The sequence below is a fragment of the Flavobacterium sp. N1994 genome, from assembly GCF_025947145.1.
In the GTDB taxonomy this organism is placed as follows: domain Bacteria; phylum Bacteroidota; class Bacteroidia; order Flavobacteriales; family Flavobacteriaceae; genus Flavobacterium.
On sequence record NZ_CP109999.1, the window covers coordinates 2,342,181 to 2,358,153 of the forward strand.

Below are 15,973 nucleotides of genomic sequence, written 5' to 3' on the forward strand. Positions count from 1 at the left end.
TTAGCTAAGTAGTTTCATCCTTTTAAAACCGCAGTTACTTCACACGGGTGGAATTCCTTTCCATTTAACCCTACCATGCCGGCTAGATTGTTATTTCTATAATAAAACAATGCCGAGGCTACAACAACCAGCTGTGCTCCTGGTAAGACTCTTGATGTCCATTCTTGGGCAGAGATGAGACTGGCTTTTAAAGGGAACGCTACTCGGAAGAGTTCTGCTTTAGGTTCGATAGGATTGTCGGGATCAATTTCAGCAGGAGTGGCCGTTACTAGAAATACCAATTCGGCATGAGTGGCCTTTTCTTTTTGGGCGATGTAATCCAGTACACTAAACTCAGGCAAAGCAATGGTAAGCTGACGAGCATCAGAAAGCGTTAGGGTTGGAGTAAGTCGACAATAGTTCACAAACGGACTCGCCAAGTTACAGTCGGTGTTGTTGAGCAAAGCCAAATTCCCCTCCATCAGTGTCCGACTTCCTATAGATTGCTGATTGCCCTCTTGAGTGGCGGTATTGATTTTAGTCGTAAACCGGCGATAGAAATTTGAATCGCTGTGGTTTTGTACAATAGGAAACAGCGCTTCTCGAATGGCTTTTGCTAAACGACTCCCTCTCCCAAAGTCGGAAGCACTTTTTTTAGTCGCCACTGTTTGTTTCATTTTATCCTTACCCGGTTTGCCTTGCATATAATCTTTGCCATTATAGGTGCGGAAGCTTACCGGGCCGATGCTACCTATTATTTGTCCTTTTTTGTTTATTCGTGCCATAACGTAATGATTTAAAAAATTGCTTTACTCCGTTTTATAAAATACTTTATCAATTTTTGTGCCAAACTGGTTCGTAACTACTTCATAGGGAATGCATACCCAATCCATAGCTACTCCATAAAATAATAGCTTTTTTATGGACTAGCTATGGACTAGCTATGGACTAGGTATGGAGTAGGTAGGAAGGAAGAGTGAAGAAAAACGTAGCAAATGCAAGGAAAAGTAGGGGAGTTACTTTTTTATATTTTTTGCAGGTTGGATAACAAACCTCAAACGACAATAACAGTTTAAAAATGGCAATTTTATTTTGTTGAAAAGTAAACAAAACGCTTACTATCGCTTACTGTATATTTCTTATTTTAGCAGAAACCAAAGAACTTTATGCAAGCAAAACCTTTTCTGAAATAGTAAATGGATTTAAATTTTAATATTGAATTAGCTAAAGGATATTCTAGTAATTCTCAAATTGCAAGGGTCCTTACTGAAGATTGGGTAAAGAAAAATTCGTATTGTCCTAGTTGTGGTGAAAAACCTTTAAATGATTTTGAAAACAACAGACCAGTTGCCGATTTTTATTGCGTAAAATGCACAGAAGAATTTGAGTTAAAAAGTAAGAGTGGAAAATTCAGCACAACTATAACTGACGGGGCTTATGATACCATGACAAATAGGATAACTTCTGAGACAAACCCAAATTTTTTCTTTTTAACGTATAATAAAGAGTTGGCAGTTGATAATTTTTTAATAATTCCCAAACAATTTTTTACCCCTGACATCATTATTAAAAGAAAGCCTTTGTCTGAAACTGCAATAAGAGCAGGTTGGACAGGTTGCAATATTGACCTATCGAAAGTATCAGAACTTGGCAAAATATTTCTAGTTGAAAAATCCAAAATAATTAGTCCTGCAATTGTTCAAACTGCCTTCAATAAAACAACATTTATAAGAAATAAAAGTTCAGATACAAAAGGATGGATTTTAGAGATATTATATTGCATTGAAAAAATACCAAATAAAGATTTTACACTAAAAGATATTTATAACTTTGAAAGTGAATTAAAAATAAAATATCCAAATAATAACTTTATAAGAGATAAAATCAGACAGCAACTTCAGCTTTTGAGAGACAAAGGAATTATTGAGTTTAATGGAAGGGGAACCTACAAGAAAATAGACTAATGAAAAAATACATATTCATAACCCCAGAAGGTAATACCTCTGCTCCTAATGGCGCGGAAATTGAAAACTTACAAGTTATTGGAATTGTTGACAATGTTGCTAACGAAAATGAAGCGTTAAAAAAACTATTAATAGAAAATGAATGGATAATTGATTCGGAGTTTAACATAGCTGAATTCATTTGTTACGAAATTAAATAATCCCTTTAGGGATTTAATAGCGGTAGTAATTTATTAAGCGTAAACCCAAAATCCCGCTAGGGATGATATAAAATGGCCAATACCTATACACAAATTCACATTCAATTTGTTTTCGCGGTTAAATTCCGTGATGGCCTTATACATTCTTCATTCAAAGATGAATTATATCAATATATTGTGGGTATAATTAAAAATAACAATCATAAATTATTAGCAATAAACGGTATGCCTGACCATATTCATGTTTTTATTGGAATGCGTCCGACACAATCAGTATCTGATTTATTGCAAGACATTAAAGGGAATTCTTCAAAATGGATAAATGAAAAGAAATTTTTAAAAGCAAAGTTTGAATGGCAAGAGGGGTATGGAGCGTTTTCTTATTCCAAATCTCAAGTAAATTCTGTTATTGATTATATTAAAAATCAAGAGAAACATCATGCGGTAAAAACGTTTAGAGATGAATATTTAGAGTTTTTAAATTTGTTTGAGATAGATTATGATGATCGGTATATATTTAAAGAACCTACGTAATTTATATCATCCCTAAAGGGATTTAATTCATTCTAACATTAATTCTCTACCAATATTAAATCCCTAACGGGATTATTTTAAAGGTAAAAATCGTCCTTCGATACCCCCGCTACCGCACGAATCCTTTCGTGTGGCATACTAAATATACTTACCCAAACTCCACCATCAAAGGTTTATGGTCACTATACTTCCCCCCGCTACCGCACGAATCCTTTCGTGTGGTATACTAAATATACTTACTCAAACTCCACCATCAAAGGCTTATGATCACTAAACCTCGTCCAGTCTTCATAAGTACCAACAGTAACTTTCTTTAGGGTTTTTATAAAATCTTGCGAGGCAAAGCAGTAGTCTAAATGATAGGGTTTGTCTTGGTGGCGGTAGAGGTAAAAGTTGGGGTGGGCTTCTTGGCCTTGTTGTTGGTTGTAGTAGGTGTGGTAGGTGCTCTGAATATCGTTGGCGGCTAGTTTCGCTACTAGGGCGGAGTGGTTGCCTTCTCTTCTTGGTTTGTCCCAAATGGCGTTGCTGTTAAAGTCGCCTATCAGGATGGTTTTAGTATCCGAGAGTAAATGGTCGTAGTGCTTTAGGGCTTTCCAAATCTGGGTTACATAAGGGCCGTCTTTGTCTTCGGGGTTGTTGGCCCAAATATCAAAGAGTATAAAATCAGTTTCGCCTCTTGTTACTGCTATGGGTAAGATGGTTTTGAAGTTGGGGTTGTGGCAGTCGAGCAATTGCAGTTGGTAGCCATTATACCCAAAAACACCCAGTCCTTTATGTGGGTTTTTACCGTGCCATAAGCTATCTGTGGCGAGTGGTAGGCCTTCGGCAAAGGTTACTTTATCTAAGTTTTCACATTCGGGAATCACTAGGATATCCGGCTGATGGGCTAAGATAACGCCTGCCTTTTTTCGGAAACCCATATTGCAATTCCACGTGATGATTTTCATGGGGTGGGAGTGTTGTAGTAAGAACAAAAATAGGTAAAAATGAAAAGGAGAACCCCAAATGGTCTTAAGCTCCCTTGATTTTCCTAAATTTGAAACAGGCTATTTATGTGGAGTAAAAGGATAAGGGACAATTCATTACCTTTTAGTAATTCAAAAGAGCCTATCAACAACTAGTATTTTAAGCGGTTGTAGTGCAAGAAGCAACTGCAGAAATCGTCTAAAAGGCTAAAGCATTTTACTTACTTGATTAATAGACTAAAAGAGAACGAGAAAGCCGCATTCGAGGAACTGGTAGCACTACATAAAAATAGTGTCATCAATACTTGTTATCGGTTTTTATTAAATCAAGAAGATGCCGAAGACATTTCGCAAGAAGTGTTTATTGAAATTTACCAATCCATATCTTCTTTTCGGGGCGACGCCAAACTATCGACATGGATTTACCGAATCACAGTCACCAAATGCCTGGATGAAATCAAAAAACGCAACCGTAAAAAAAGAATATCTTCATTAGGGAAACTGCTTCATATTGATACTATTATTCCGTGGATTGCAGGAGACTCGATGCCCGATAAAGCCTTGCAGGAGGAGGAAAGATTCCGTGAAATAAGTACTGTTTTAAACACTTTGCCCGAAAATCAAAGAGTAGCGTTTACCTTGAGTAAAATAGAAGGCTTTACCAACAAAGAGATAGCCGAAATCATGAATACCACGACCATAGCGGTGGAGAGTTTAATTCACCGAGCCAAAAAGAAAACCGCAGAAGAGCTTACTACTATTTTAAAAAATAAAGACACCTAGTGCCAGTTATTAATTTTACTATCGTCTAAATACAAAATGCCATTTTATGAAAACACCTGAACTAAACGAAAAAGTGATTCAAAAGCTTCAAGAATTTGAATCGTTAGCCCCTATTTCAGCGTCTCAAAATTGGGATATAGCCATGCAAACAAGACTTCAATTAACACATCAAGCCCAACCTAGTGCAAGAGGTCACTATTCTTTAGTTTTGGTAGGCTTAGTATTGGTTAATGGTCTCTTTGTATTGTTTTCGCTTATGAAAACGCCACAAACCGAAACGCCACGTACCACTAATTTGGAAGTGATTTCTAGTGAATTATTAATTACTTCAAATTAATCAAGATGGATATTTTTAGTCAGCATAAAGTATTAACACGAACCATTGCCATTCTAGTACTTCTGAACTTGGCATTGGTAAGTTTCTTTGTTTGGAAAGAGCTTAAACCAAGACACGAACCTCTCTTGTTTCCTAAAAACGAAAAGTACAAGGATGTGTCAGGTATTTTAAAACAGGAATTGGAATTAAACAACCAACAAGTAAAGCAATTCGACGCGATTAGGGAAGACTATTTTAACAAAGAAATCCAATTAAAGCAAACTATCAAGGACGATAAAGATGCCATGAATCAGGAGATGTTTAATAAGGAAACGAATGAATCTACCATCATGATGTTGGCCAAAAGAATAGCTAGTAACGAATATAAAATGGAATTACTTCGCTACAGTCAGGCCAAAGAACTAAAAGCGATTTGTAGTCCACAACAGCAAGAGCGATTTGAAAGTTTAGTAAAAGAAATTCGCGATTATTTCAGACCTGATAACCAACCTATAAAACGATAAAAAAGAGAATGATGAGGAAAAAAGAAAGGAATAGTACTTTAAAAAAGATTTGGGTAATGATAACACTCTTATGCTTTACTATCCATAGCAAGGCACAAGAAAAATCAATTATTTTAGGAAGACCAACAGATACTTCTATAACCGCCAGTATTTTATTCAATCAAGCGGTTACTTATTATTTAGAATATGGGACACAAAGTGGTAGTTATCCAAACGCCACTGCAATCTATACCAATACGGCTGATGTGCCAGATGAGGTAGAGGTAACAGGATTGGCTCCCAACACACAATACTACTATAGAATGCAGTATAAAGTGGGGACAGCTACTAATTACACACCAACAGCAGAATATAAATTTCATACCCAACGTGCTCCAGGAAGCTCCTTTGCTTTTACTGTAGAAGCGGATGAGCATTTATATAATAATTATGCCGATGCAGGGATGTATCAAGTAACCTTGGCTAATGAAGCGGCTGAGAACCCTGATTTTATGTTGTCATTAGGAGATATTTTTGGCGATGACCACACACCCACCACTACTACTAGTGCTGATATGAATGTTTTACATAAAAACTACAGACAATATTTAGGGCAGCTATGTCATTCGGTTCCTTTTTACGTCTGTTTAGGAAATCACGATGCTGAGAATGATTACTATTTAAATGTGAATGGGATTTACACCACAGCTACCAATAATTTACCTGCAGCTCCTAATGCAATTGGAGTGTGGGGAACACTATGGAGAAAATATTATTATCCGAATCCGTTTCCTAATAGTTTTTACAGTGGCAATAGCAATGCAGAAGGTTTTGGAATGGATTTGCCGGAGAACTATTATGCTTGGACTTGGGGGGATGCGCTATTTGTAGTGTTGGATGTGTATCGGACTGAAATATTTCCAGGAACTGCACCAGTTGATGGTTCGAAACCACTAAATTGGGAATGGACTTTGGGGTATACCCAATACCAATGGATGCGAAATGTGCTAGAAACTAGTACAGCAACCCATAAGTTTGTTTTTGCACATCATACTCGAGGACAAGGGCGAGGGGGAATCAGCACTGCCACTGGAAATGAATGGGGCGGAATGCAAGGCAATCAGTATAAATTTGATCAATACCGTCCAGGGTGGGGAAAACCGATTCATCAAGTATTTGTAGATGCTGGGGTGGATATTTTCTTTCAAGGGCACGACCATTTGTTTGCCAAAGAACAACTTAATGGGGTAGTCTATCAAGAAGTGCCTATGCCAAGTGATGCTACTTATACTTTTGGTTATACTGCCAATGCTACTGCCTACACCGATGTGACATTAGACGGTACGGGACATATAAAAGTGAATGTTACTCCAAATTGTGTTACCGTAGATTATGTTAAATCATACATCCCTGGAACTACAGGTTCTACAGGTCATACCAATGGTGAAATTGGTTACTCCTACACTGTTGGGACTTGTAACTTGAACACCGATGGAGTAGGTGATCCAAAGGCTAAAGTATGGGTTTACCCTAATCCAGCAAATGCTAAACTCTATATTTCTTTTGAGGATAATTCGACGAATCATCACTATCAAATAACTAATATTCTTGGACAAATCATTACAACATTTGATACCAATGAATGCAATACAGAAGCTATTCCAAATGGTATTTACTTTTTAGAAATAGACGGAAATAAAAATCTAACGAAAAAAATAATCATTAAACACTTCAGATAATGAATCGGTATTTATATGCTATTATGGTACTGCTTGTGAATTTAAATGCTAGTGCACAAACAATATCCCGACCAGAAATATTAGGAAAACCTAGAGATACTGGGATTACTTTAAAAATGTTTTTTTCCACTCCAGCAGAAATGGCTGTTCAATACGGCACTACTAGTGGGTCGTATACTGTGCAAAGTAGTTGGCAGCCTTGTATTGCTAATGAACCAGCAGAAATGACTATTAATGGTTTGCAGCCAAACACAAAATATTACTACCGTGTAATTTACAGAAACCCTGGGGATACTACTTTTTCAACCCAACCAGAACATAACTTCCATACGCAAAGACAACTTGGTAGCGCCTTCACGTTTGTGGTGCAAGCAGACCCACATTTGGACGCCTCATCGGATCCTGCTTTATATCAAAGATGTTTGCAAAATCAGTTAGAAGACAATCCTGATTTCATGATTGATTTAGGAGATTTTTTAATGACTGACAAACTAAAGAACTTAACTACCAATACCATTCCACGTGATACCATTCCGTTTCGTTGTAACTTATTGCGCTCGTATTATGAAACTATATGCCACTCGGTTCCGTTGTTTATTGCTTTAGGAAATCATGAAGGAGAGGCTGGTTGGAACTTAAATGGAACTCCTAATAATATTGCCGTTTGGGGAACACAAGAAAGACAAAAGTATTTTTTAAATCCGGGACCTGATGGGTTTTACTCTGGAGACACTACACTACAAAATTATGTTGGACCAAACAATACATCAGCTCAAAGGAACGCTTATTATTCCTGGACTTGGGGGATGCTTTGTTTGTGGTTATTGATCCTTATTGGAATACCAATCCGAAACCTACTCTTACCACAGGTTGGAATTGGACATTGGGAGCTACACAATACAATTGGCTTAGAACCACTTTAGAAAATAGTAATGCTAAATTCAAATTTGTCTTTGCTCATCAAATGGTTGGAGGAGATGCAGAAGGACGTGGGGGTATCGAATTTGCTGATAAGTATGAATGGGGAGGGATGAATTTAGACGGAGTGACACCGGGCTTTGCTACTAATAGACAAGGATGGTACAAGCCTATAAAAGATTTATTAATGGATAATCATGTTACTATTTTCTTTCACGGACATGATCATTTATTTGTAAAGCAAGACAAAGATTGTTTGGTGTACCAAGAAACCCCTCAGCCTAGTTTACCCAACTTTAATTACCCTAATCAAGCAGCCGATTATGGCTATTTAGCTGGACAAATCGTTGGTAATTCGGGGCATCTTAAAGTCACCGTAAGTGGTACCCAAATGCAAGTTGATTATGTGCGAGCTTATCTTCCCGCTAATGAAAATGCCACTCGACATAACAAAGATATTTCGGCAACGTATACTATAGGATTGAATAATTGTTACAACTTAGGAGTTAGTAGTCCGGTAATATGGAATACCAATTATAAGGATGAAATAATATATCCGAATCCACTAGCCACAGAAACTAAAATAGAATTTTCCTTAGCTACAGCCGAGCAAATTTCTATTACTATTTATAATGAATTAGGGCAATTAGTGAAAAATTTAGTGACCGATAATCAAATTAACGAAGGAAAGTTTGAGGTCATTTGGGATGGAAAAAACAATTCCGGTGATGAGGTGGCCAATGGGATTTACATCTATAAAATAACTGGAGAAAAAGGGACACTTAGTACGGGTAAAATAATAGTAAAAAGATAATTTAATTACAGTAAGGTCATGAAAAGAGTAATGGTGTTTTTCGTTTTTTTGTTGGGTTTGTCAGCTATGGCACATACCATCAACTATCAAAATCAGGTTTTAAGACATTGGAACATTCAAAAAGAACATCGTTTTATTGATGGGTCGTTCTCTATGATGAAAGATGGGAAGGTGTATATTGAAGATGCTCAAAACAACATAAGGTCTTATCCATTGAACACTCTTTCTGAAGCAGATCAAATTTATGTAAAGCAAAGAGAAGAACAAGTTGTAGCTCTCAACATGAATAGTACACAAAACGCTACTGAAAGCAAAGAAGTCTTTAGAGTTAAACTGATGGGAATAGTGCTCTTGTTATTGGCATTAGCCTTTTGGTTTTATAAAGCAGGAAGCCGAAATAAAGTGAAATATTTAGCGCCAATACTTGGCATCGGAATCCTAATGACCTTATATAGTTTTACCAAAAAAATGGTTACTACTACAGACCCTAACTTTGTAAATTCGGCATTCCTACCCTTTGTTCCCAATGTGGCTACTTCCTGGGACAACACCTATTTTTATGTTGAAAGTAAAGGGATTCCTAATCACACTATGATGGTCGGTATTTCTAATCATGGATGGCAACAACAAGTGCCTAATCCGCAGTGCTACATCGGAAATAATCATTGGAGTATTCCTTTAAATCCAGTCGTGGCCAGTACACCAATTGCTATCGATAATGTTCATTTTACACGAGGCGCTATTGCTATTGCGGCTAACGGTGTAGCTATTTTTAACTATCATACTAATACAGGAGTCGATTCTTATTTAGATGGGCAACTTGATACTTATGGAGGCCATTGTGGTCGTGGAGATGATTATCATTATCATATAGCACCAACGCATTTATATACTTTGGGACAAACGACTACTAATTTGCCTTGTGCTTTTGCTTTAGACGGATATGCTGTATATGGTAGCGTTGAACCAGATGGTTCTCCAATGGCAACATTAGATGCTAATCATGGGCATTATGGAAGTAACGGAGTATATCATTATCATGGAACTGCAACGGCACCTTATATGATTGCTAATTTTGTGGGCCAAGTTACCGAAGATGCCACTTATCAATTAATTCCACAAGCGGCAGCACATCCTGTTAGAAATGAAAATTGGACACCATTGAGCGGCGCTTTAATTACTTCTTGTGTCCCTAATACCATCAACAATGGCTATAACTTGTCCTATAGTTTGAACGGAACACCTGGTTATGCTACAAATTTTAGTTGGAATAACACCACCTACACCTTCAATTATGTTACCCCATCAGGAACGACAACCACAAATTATAACGGTTTTGCCCAATGTACAGTTCCCACTTTAAACAATAGTACATTTGTTTCAGAGCCTAACATACATTTGTATCCGAATCCAGTAAAGGAGGTTCTCAACATTAATTTAGGAAACGATAGTTTACAAGATGAGGTACAAAATATTATGATTTATAGCATCAAAGGAGATGTGGTCTTAAAAGTAGAAAAATTCAAATCGGCTATTGATATTCGAAATTTAGCTAAAGGAACTTATTTAGTAAAGATTCAGTTTCCGGGGACATTAGTTACCAAAAAAATGTTGATTCAATAAGTGCTTCCTATGAAAAGACTAATTTTTGTTTTAATAACTGCTGTTTCATTTTCACAAAGTGTGACTAAATCGATTGCCTTGTTACCCGATACAGGACAGACTGCAAGTTATACCAATACCTTTGGAGAAGATAATGATTATAGTATCAACACACCTTCTTATACCAATAATGGAAACGGAACCATTACTGATACTGTAACTGGTTTGATGTGGCAACAAGTGGATGGAGGGGAAATGACTATTGAAAATGCTACCTCTTATTGTGATGGACTAGTGTTAGGCGGATTTTCAGATTGGAGATTGCCAACGCCTTTAGAAGCATTTAGTCTGCAAATATTGCAAAACAATAACCCCGCCATGAATACCACTTATTTTACGGCAAGTGCTGCTGAGTATTGGTGGACAAGCAAGTTTCAAGCTGGAGATAATACTAAAGTTTGGTGTACCAATGCAGGTGGCGGAATAGGAAATCATCCTAAATCAGAAACTATTAGTGCTGGTGGGACAAAAAGATTTCATGTCAGAGCTGTGAGAGATATGGTTCCCTCAATAGTACTTGCTAATCATTTTACAGATAACGGAGATGGAACAATAACAGATAATCTAACCCAACTAACATGGCAAAAAGTACCCAATGCTTCGGCGATGACTTGGGAACAAGCCTTAACTTATGCAGAAGGATTAACTTTAGGAAGCACTTCAGATTGGCGATTGCCCAATATTAAAGAATTGCAATCACTAAACGATGAAAGTGTAACCAATCCCTCTGTAAATACTGCATTCTTTGGTTCCATTGGAGTAAAAAACTATTGGTCTTCTACCACTTTAAAACCGAATACTACCAATCCCTCTAGTGCCTGGTATTGGAATACCCAATTCGGAATTACTACTTATGATGTTAAAGCCAATAGCAATTATGTTATTTGTGTGAGAGGGAATCCGAGTACTTTAAACAATGCTACTGTTATTCAAGAAGACCATTCTTTTAAAGTGTTTCCCAATCCATTTCAATCGAAAATAAATGTTTCTAATACTTTAGGGAATGAATATTTTGAATTGTTCGATGAAAGTGGGAAACAACTATATGCTGGTAAAAATATTAGTAAACAAGATTTCTCTTCTTTAGCGAAAGGGATTTATATCTTAAAAATAATATCGAATATCGTTACTAGAAGTAAACTTATTAAAGAATAAAGCATGCCCTATTCAGAGATGATTATGCACTACCTTACTTTAGGTTTTACTCATGTAATTCCACTAGGGTTGGATCATATACTCTTTATTTTATGCTTGTTTTTTTTGAATTCAAGAATTAAATCGGTCATCATACAATGTTCTGTTTTTACCTTGGCTCACAGTTTATCACTAGGGTTAGCAGCCTCAGGTTTGATTCTTCCCAATGCAAATTACATTGAACCCCTCATAGCGATTTCTATACTTTTTACGGCAATAGAGAATATCATTCACGACAAAGTGAATCCCTATAGACTAATTCTCATCTTTCTATTTGGGTTACTACACGGAATGGGGTTTGCCAACGTATTAAAAGAAATAGGCATTCCAAATAATCACTTTTTTGCGGCTTTATTTTCTTTCAATCTCGGAGTAGAATTAGGACAAGTTATGGTGATACTTACGGCTTATTTTTTAATCAGTAAATGGTTTTCAAACAAGAGTTATTATAAAGAACGAATCGTTTATCCGATTTCCAGTATCATTGCCTGTATCGCTTTGTATTGGACTATTGAAAGAGTGCTTTTAATTTAAACCGTTAGAGCAAACAAAAAAGCCCAACACTTTCGTATTAGGCTTTCTTTATTATAAATAATAATCGTTATTGTTTAAGAAGCAATTTTTCTAAACGTTGCATTCTTTGTTCAAGTGCTTCGTTTTGAGCTTTCAAGTCTTTAATTTCTGCTTGTTGTTCTTTTATACCTTGAGTCAGAATAGAGATTAACCCGGTATAGTTGATTCCTTTGAATTCTTCTTTAGTACCCTTATTTGAGGAACTGTCAGTGGCATTAGAACCCTCAGCAACAACGACATTCCCTTCAGCATCTACAATGGTATTTCCTTTGTTTCCTTTACCTGTGGTAGCTAAATTTAATACTTGTTTGGTAACCAAGTTAGGAAAAACGGTTTCTAAATCCTGAGCAATAAAACCATATTGTAACCCTTTAGGTAAATTAAGTCCTTTAGTTTTATCGCCATCATACAGATAACTTACTGGTTCTAATGCATTGATTTTGTCTAATGCAGATCCAATAGTATGGATGTCTTTTTTAAGTTTACGGTCGGAAGGTTGTACAAAGGTTCCGGTTATTGTAACATCACCATTAAAAAATCCGGCGTAGTTAGTAGCTCCATTAGCAGCCTCGCTATATATTCCATAATTGGTTCCTGTAGTTGAAACAGCAGTAGCTCTGGCACTAACTCCATAATTGTCACCTGTAGTTGAACCTGCAGCATCCGCATAACCACCCAAGGCGATGTTGGCTATTTCAGAACCACCCGTAAAACCCGTAGTTCCATAATTCCATCCTGTTGCTGTTGAAGTTATAGCGTAACCCATAACTCCACGGTTTTCTTTATCTCCAATAGCATTTTGACCTATTCCCCATACTCCATAATTATCTGAAGTACCCGAAGCAAAACCATATAAACCGTTACTTAATAGTGATGAATTGCTGGCAAAACCGGCAGATCCAACATTTACCTGAGCATTATTGCCATTGGAAACACCTTGTACTCCTCTGGCTAGGGCAGTGGTGCTTGACATTGTGCTTACTATTCCGCGATATACCGGACTTGCTGTTGTTGTGTTTGAAGTCAATGAAAGACCATTTGAAGCCGTACTGTTTAACGTTTTTGTTGCGGTATTCCCGGCGTCTAAAACTTGTTGTAAGTTATTCGCTCCCGCACTTTGTGCGTATAAAGCGTAAGGCACACTTAGGAATTGACTAGTTCCAGTGATGGTATAATTGGTACCTCCTGTTGGATCCGTTTCTGTTTTGATAAAAAAGGTATTGGTTCCCCAATTGATTCCATAAAAATCTCCGGAAACAACAGTTCCTCCACCAATCTCCAAACTAACTAATCCGTTGCTGTTGGTATCAGTACTGTGGGTTTCGACATACACCGCAGGCCCTGTAACCACATCTTGCAGAATGCTGACACGAATACGTACATTGGTATTGGTTACTAGGGCATTACTCGCATTGCGGATTACAGCTTGATAACTTATTCTTTCTGGTGCTTGTGCCCAAATGGTCACAGATGCAAATACTACTAAAAGGGTAATTATTTTTTTCATGTGTGATTAGTTTTTTATGATTTTAAAGGTTTTAATTTTTCCAGAATCTTTGGTAATGTTTAGTAGATAAACTCCACTTGCCGTTTGGCTCATATCAATTTCAGTTTGATTTCTGTTAAGGCTACCATTTTTAATTGCTTTACCAGTAACATCAAAGAGTTGATAAACCAAGGTATTGGTATCGTAATTTTCAACAGACAATAGAAGAATGTCATTAGTTGGATTAGGAAAAGCTATTAGATTGATATTTGCAGTTGGCAAATTGTCTGTTCCTAAAGTGGATATTTCAAAAGGCTGTTGCACCCCTTGAGTAATTCTTCCGTTAGCCCCTGAATTCACTGTATAAACCACTTGGCCTACAGAGTAACTCGAAGAACCTCCAGAGCCTGTTGCATTACCTCCCGAAGCAACAACCGCTTGTTGTGCAAAGCCGGCAGAACATACTGACATTACCAATAATGCTATTAGAAGTACTTGTTTTTGTTTCATTTCTATTTAAAAATTAAGTTCTAAATGATATGTTGATAAAGAAAACCAGATTTTACTATCAGGTTACTCTTTAATCACTTTCATAGTTTTTACCAAACCATCGGCGTATACTTTTACGAAATACGTCCCTGAGGTTAGGCTTGAGATATCAAAGGCTACTTCGTTACTATTAAAAAATTTCGTTAGAACTTCTTGACCTAGTACATTATAAACAGCCACAATGGTGATATTTTTTTCTCCACTGATGTTCAGCATGTCTTTTACTGGGTTAGGATAAAGCACCACGTTCTTTAAATCTAAATCGGCAGTGGCTAAACTAGTTTGTACACTAATTACATTTTTGAAAACAGGTCCCCATCCGTTACTATTGTCTTTGATACGGATGTTAAAAACATGCAGTCCAAGAGATGGTAATGTAATTCCGGTTTTGGTTAGTTGTTCAAAAGCGCTGTTAAAGGTTCCGTCTGTGGCTAAAACAGGAGTAGCTAATCCGTATCCTGGATCCGTATCCCAGAAATATTCGGCTTGTAAAATGGTGGATTGAGCTGAGCAAAGGCCTATGGTTAAGAAAGCCGCTAGAGTATATATAAATTTCTTCATCTGTTGTATCTTTAAAATTATTTAGAAAAACCTGAACCAGTAACGTTCAATGTACTAGTGTTTAAAATCTGTCTTGGAGTAACCAAATAGTTAATTTGAGGCATAGCTCCTGAATCAGGTCCCCAATAATTAGCCCAACTGTTCGAGCCTCCATAATGACCTGCATCGTTTCGGGTTAAGTCTAAATCGGTGTACAATACCGATGGATTTCCAGCATTAACATTCCCTCCCGTTACGGTATAAGTAGTATTGTTAAAACTCATATTGACTGCTCCTGTATTATTGCTTTGCGTTATAGGACTGCCAGAGGTTACGAATGCATTGGTAAATACATTGTAGGTTGCTGTTACTGTTGCAATACCGTAGTATTCTATACAGGCCGTGGTTTGACCTACCACAAAAGAAACCGCGTTGTTCATGATGGTAATATTCCCTGCAGTATTGGCATTAGCAATATCAATGTAGATTGGAGCAACATCGCCACCGTTAGGTTGGTAAATGGTATTATTAATAATTTCATCAGATCCACCGGCTTTTATCTTGTATGCATAGATGCCTGATGTAAAGTTATTCCAGAATTTAAAGTTATAACTGTCTTGTTGATTGGTGATTCCACTTGTAGTAGCGTTTCCTATAAATTCAACATCACTTGTGGCAAGACTGGTATCTGTCCCCTGACTATAAGCACTTAAAGACCCTGAGGTATTTCCGGTAACTCTTCCGTGTGAAATAGCAATATAGCCTATAACATTGCATCCTGATATATTTGTTGTAGTATTAGGAAAACTTCCATCTACATTATTCAAATAACAGTTGTATAAGTTTACGGTAGTTCTTCCTCCGGTAGTAGCTCCGGTAACCGTAACATTATAAATCGTAAAATTTCCAGAGCTTAAATTATTAAAGGTAACTACTCTTCCAGCTGATGGAGTAATATTAATAGATCCCTGAATAAAATATTTGTTGTAAATAGTTTCCGAAACGAAAGTCAAGGATTTGTTGATGGTCAGATTTTCAACATAAGCAGTACCGTTAGTTTTGGGTTGGATGATGATTCGGTCTCCATTGGCCGCAGCTGTAATAGCAGCACCTACAGTTGCATAAGCACCACCAGCACCTAAGTTTCTAACGTGTAAATCAGCAGCAGAAACCATTGAGGTAATAAGCCCTACAAGTGCCATAAAAAGTAATTGTTTTTTCATTGAATAAGGTTTGTATTAATTGTTATTTGTT

At 36.9% G+C, this 15,973-nt stretch carries 18 protein-coding genes; 12 read left to right on the forward strand and 6 right to left on the reverse strand.

The genetic code is table 11. The features are described from left to right. Nucleotides 1-14: 14 nt before the first annotated feature. A complete protein-coding gene (locus tag OLM53_RS10420; RefSeq protein WP_264520174.1) occupies nt 15-656 on the reverse strand; it encodes a hypothetical protein in 642 nt (213 codons plus the stop codon). A gap of 519 nt (nt 657-1,175) precedes the next feature. On the opposite strand from OLM53_RS10420, the gene OLM53_RS10425 reads away from it, so the two are divergent. From OLM53_RS10425 to tnpA, 3 genes are all read left to right on the forward strand, one after another. Continuing rightward, entirely contained in the window at nt 1,176-1,943 is a 768-nt protein-coding gene (locus OLM53_RS10425) for a DpnI domain-containing protein (RefSeq protein ID WP_264520175.1), read from the forward strand. Continuing rightward, nucleotides 1,943-2,143 carry a hypothetical protein gene (locus tag OLM53_RS10430; protein ID WP_264520176.1) on the forward strand — a complete coding sequence of 67 codons (201 nt, stop codon included), beginning with the start codon at nt 1,943-1,945 and terminating at the stop codon, nt 2,141-2,143. Before OLM53_RS10425 ends, OLM53_RS10430 begins: the two co-directional genes overlap by 1 nt. 72 nt (nt 2,144-2,215) lie before the next feature. After that, nucleotides 2,216-2,677 carry an IS200/IS605 family transposase gene (tnpA, locus tag OLM53_RS10435; protein WP_264520177.1) on the forward strand — a complete coding sequence of 154 codons (462 nt, stop codon included), beginning with the start codon at nt 2,216-2,218 and terminating at the stop codon, nt 2,675-2,677. Nucleotides 2,678-2,913: 236 nt separating this feature from the next. On the opposite strand, the gene OLM53_RS10440 is transcribed toward tnpA, so the two are convergent. Next, the gene (locus tag OLM53_RS10440) at nt 2,914-3,624 is read right to left on the reverse strand and encodes an endonuclease/exonuclease/phosphatase family protein (protein ID WP_264520178.1); all 711 of its coding nucleotides are present in this window, start codon (nt 3,622-3,624) and stop codon (nt 2,914-2,916) included. Nucleotides 3,625-3,867: 243 nt separating this feature from the next. Here OLM53_RS10440 and OLM53_RS10445 point away from each other — a divergent pair, with 243 nt between their 5' ends. The 9 genes from OLM53_RS10445 (at nt 3,868) to OLM53_RS10485 (ending at nt 12,105) form a co-directional block, all read left to right on the forward strand. Then, nucleotides 3,868-4,425: an RNA polymerase sigma factor gene (locus OLM53_RS10445; RefSeq protein WP_264520179.1), complete on the forward strand. Its 558-nt coding sequence runs from the start codon at nt 3,868-3,870 to the stop codon at nt 4,423-4,425. 46 nt (nt 4,426-4,471) lie between these two features. Beyond that, nucleotides 4,472-4,762: a hypothetical protein gene (locus tag OLM53_RS10450; protein ID WP_264520180.1), complete on the forward strand. Its 291-nt coding sequence runs from the start codon at nt 4,472-4,474 to the stop codon at nt 4,760-4,762. A 5-nt stretch (nt 4,763-4,767) separates the two neighbouring features. Next, entirely contained in the window at nt 4,768-5,265 is a 498-nt protein-coding gene (locus OLM53_RS10455) for a Spy/CpxP family protein refolding chaperone (RefSeq protein WP_264520181.1), read from the forward strand. Nucleotides 5,266-5,321: 56 nt separating this feature from the next. Then, nucleotides 5,322-6,983, forward strand: a complete 1,662-nt coding sequence (locus OLM53_RS10460) for a T9SS type A sorting domain-containing protein (protein WP_264520182.1) — start codon at nt 5,322-5,324, stop codon at nt 6,981-6,983. Continuing rightward, complete coding sequence (locus OLM53_RS10465) at nt 6,983-7,906, forward strand: metallophosphoesterase (RefSeq protein WP_264520183.1); 924 nt, start codon at nt 6,983-6,985, stop codon at nt 7,904-7,906. The genes OLM53_RS10460 and OLM53_RS10465 overlap by 1 nt, the downstream gene beginning before the upstream one ends. Nucleotides 7,907-8,292: 386 nt before the next feature. After that, on the forward strand, nt 8,293-8,715 hold the full coding sequence (locus OLM53_RS10470) for a T9SS type A sorting domain-containing protein (RefSeq protein WP_264522444.1): 423 nt from the start codon (nt 8,293-8,295) through the stop codon (nt 8,713-8,715). 18 nt (nt 8,716-8,733) lie between these two features. After that, nucleotides 8,734-10,338: a T9SS type A sorting domain-containing protein gene (locus tag OLM53_RS10475; protein ID WP_264520184.1), complete on the forward strand. Its 1,605-nt coding sequence runs from the start codon at nt 8,734-8,736 to the stop codon at nt 10,336-10,338. A 9-nt stretch (nt 10,339-10,347) separates the two neighbouring features. Next, nucleotides 10,348-11,532: a DUF1566 domain-containing protein gene (locus tag OLM53_RS10480; protein WP_264520185.1), complete on the forward strand. Its 1,185-nt coding sequence runs from the start codon at nt 10,348-10,350 to the stop codon at nt 11,530-11,532. 3 nt (nt 11,533-11,535) lie between these two features. Then, the gene (locus OLM53_RS10485) at nt 11,536-12,105 is read left to right on the forward strand and encodes a HupE/UreJ family protein (protein ID WP_264520186.1); all 570 of its coding nucleotides are present in this window, start codon (nt 11,536-11,538) and stop codon (nt 12,103-12,105) included. A 67-nt stretch (nt 12,106-12,172) separates the two neighbouring features. On the opposite strand, the gene OLM53_RS10490 is transcribed toward OLM53_RS10485, so the two are convergent. The 4 genes from OLM53_RS10490 to OLM53_RS10505 form a co-directional block, all read right to left on the reverse strand. Further along, entirely contained in the window at nt 12,173-13,651 is a 1,479-nt protein-coding gene (locus tag OLM53_RS10490; protein ID WP_264520187.1) for a tail fiber domain-containing protein, read from the reverse strand. 6 nt (nt 13,652-13,657) lie between these two features. Then, nucleotides 13,658-14,140 (reverse strand): T9SS type A sorting domain-containing protein, encoded by a 483-nt coding sequence (locus OLM53_RS10495; RefSeq protein WP_264520188.1) that lies wholly within the window; start codon nt 14,138-14,140, stop codon nt 13,658-13,660. Nucleotides 14,141-14,203: 63 nt separating this feature from the next. After that, nucleotides 14,204-14,740, reverse strand: a complete 537-nt coding sequence (locus OLM53_RS10500; RefSeq protein WP_264520189.1) for a T9SS type A sorting domain-containing protein — start codon at nt 14,738-14,740, stop codon at nt 14,204-14,206. Nucleotides 14,741-14,757: 17 nt separating this feature from the next. Next, nucleotides 14,758-15,942 carry a hypothetical protein gene (locus OLM53_RS10505; RefSeq protein ID WP_264520190.1) on the reverse strand — a complete coding sequence of 395 codons (1,185 nt, stop codon included), beginning with the start codon at nt 15,940-15,942 and terminating at the stop codon, nt 14,758-14,760. Nucleotides 15,943-15,973 lie beyond the last annotated feature (31 nt).

What these genes read in the sequence shown, in the direction of transcription:
- OLM53_RS10420 (WP_264520174.1), bottom strand. Translation starts at nt 656, where the DNA reads ATGAAACAAACAGTGGCGACTAAAAAAAGTGCTTCCGACTTTGGGAGA.
- OLM53_RS10425 (WP_264520175.1), top strand. Translation starts at nt 1,176, where the DNA reads ATGGATTTAAATTTTAATATTGAATTAGCTAAAGGATATTCTAGTAAT.
- OLM53_RS10430 (WP_264520176.1), top strand. Translation starts at nt 1,943, where the DNA reads ATGAAAAAATACATATTCATAACCCCAGAAGGTAATACCTCTGCTCCT.
- tnpA (WP_264520177.1), top strand. Translation starts at nt 2,216, where the DNA reads ATGGCCAATACCTATACACAAATTCACATTCAATTTGTTTTCGCGGTT.
- OLM53_RS10440 (WP_264520178.1), bottom strand. Translation starts at nt 3,624, where the DNA reads ATGAAAATCATCACGTGGAATTGCAATATGGGTTTCCGAAAAAAGGCA.
- OLM53_RS10450 (WP_264520180.1), top strand. Translation starts at nt 4,472, where the DNA reads ATGAAAACACCTGAACTAAACGAAAAAGTGATTCAAAAGCTTCAAGAA.
- OLM53_RS10455 (WP_264520181.1), top strand. Translation starts at nt 4,768, where the DNA reads ATGGATATTTTTAGTCAGCATAAAGTATTAACACGAACCATTGCCATT.
- OLM53_RS10460 (WP_264520182.1), top strand. Translation starts at nt 5,322, where the DNA reads ATGATAACACTCTTATGCTTTACTATCCATAGCAAGGCACAAGAAAAA.
- OLM53_RS10465 (WP_264520183.1), top strand. Translation starts at nt 6,983, where the DNA reads ATGAATCGGTATTTATATGCTATTATGGTACTGCTTGTGAATTTAAAT.
- OLM53_RS10470 (WP_264522444.1), top strand. Translation starts at nt 8,293, where the DNA reads ATGCAAGTTGATTATGTGCGAGCTTATCTTCCCGCTAATGAAAATGCC.
- OLM53_RS10475 (WP_264520184.1), top strand. Translation starts at nt 8,734, where the DNA reads ATGAAAAGAGTAATGGTGTTTTTCGTTTTTTTGTTGGGTTTGTCAGCT.
- OLM53_RS10480 (WP_264520185.1), top strand. Translation starts at nt 10,348, where the DNA reads ATGAAAAGACTAATTTTTGTTTTAATAACTGCTGTTTCATTTTCACAA.
- OLM53_RS10485 (WP_264520186.1), top strand. Translation starts at nt 11,536, where the DNA reads ATGCCCTATTCAGAGATGATTATGCACTACCTTACTTTAGGTTTTACT.
- OLM53_RS10490 (WP_264520187.1), bottom strand. Translation starts at nt 13,651, where the DNA reads ATGAAAAAAATAATTACCCTTTTAGTAGTATTTGCATCTGTGACCATT.
- OLM53_RS10495 (WP_264520188.1), bottom strand. Translation starts at nt 14,140, where the DNA reads ATGAAACAAAAACAAGTACTTCTAATAGCATTATTGGTAATGTCAGTA.
- OLM53_RS10500 (WP_264520189.1), bottom strand. Translation starts at nt 14,740, where the DNA reads ATGAAGAAATTTATATATACTCTAGCGGCTTTCTTAACCATAGGCCTT.
- OLM53_RS10505 (WP_264520190.1), bottom strand. Translation starts at nt 15,942, where the DNA reads ATGAAAAAACAATTACTTTTTATGGCACTTGTAGGGCTTATTACCTCA.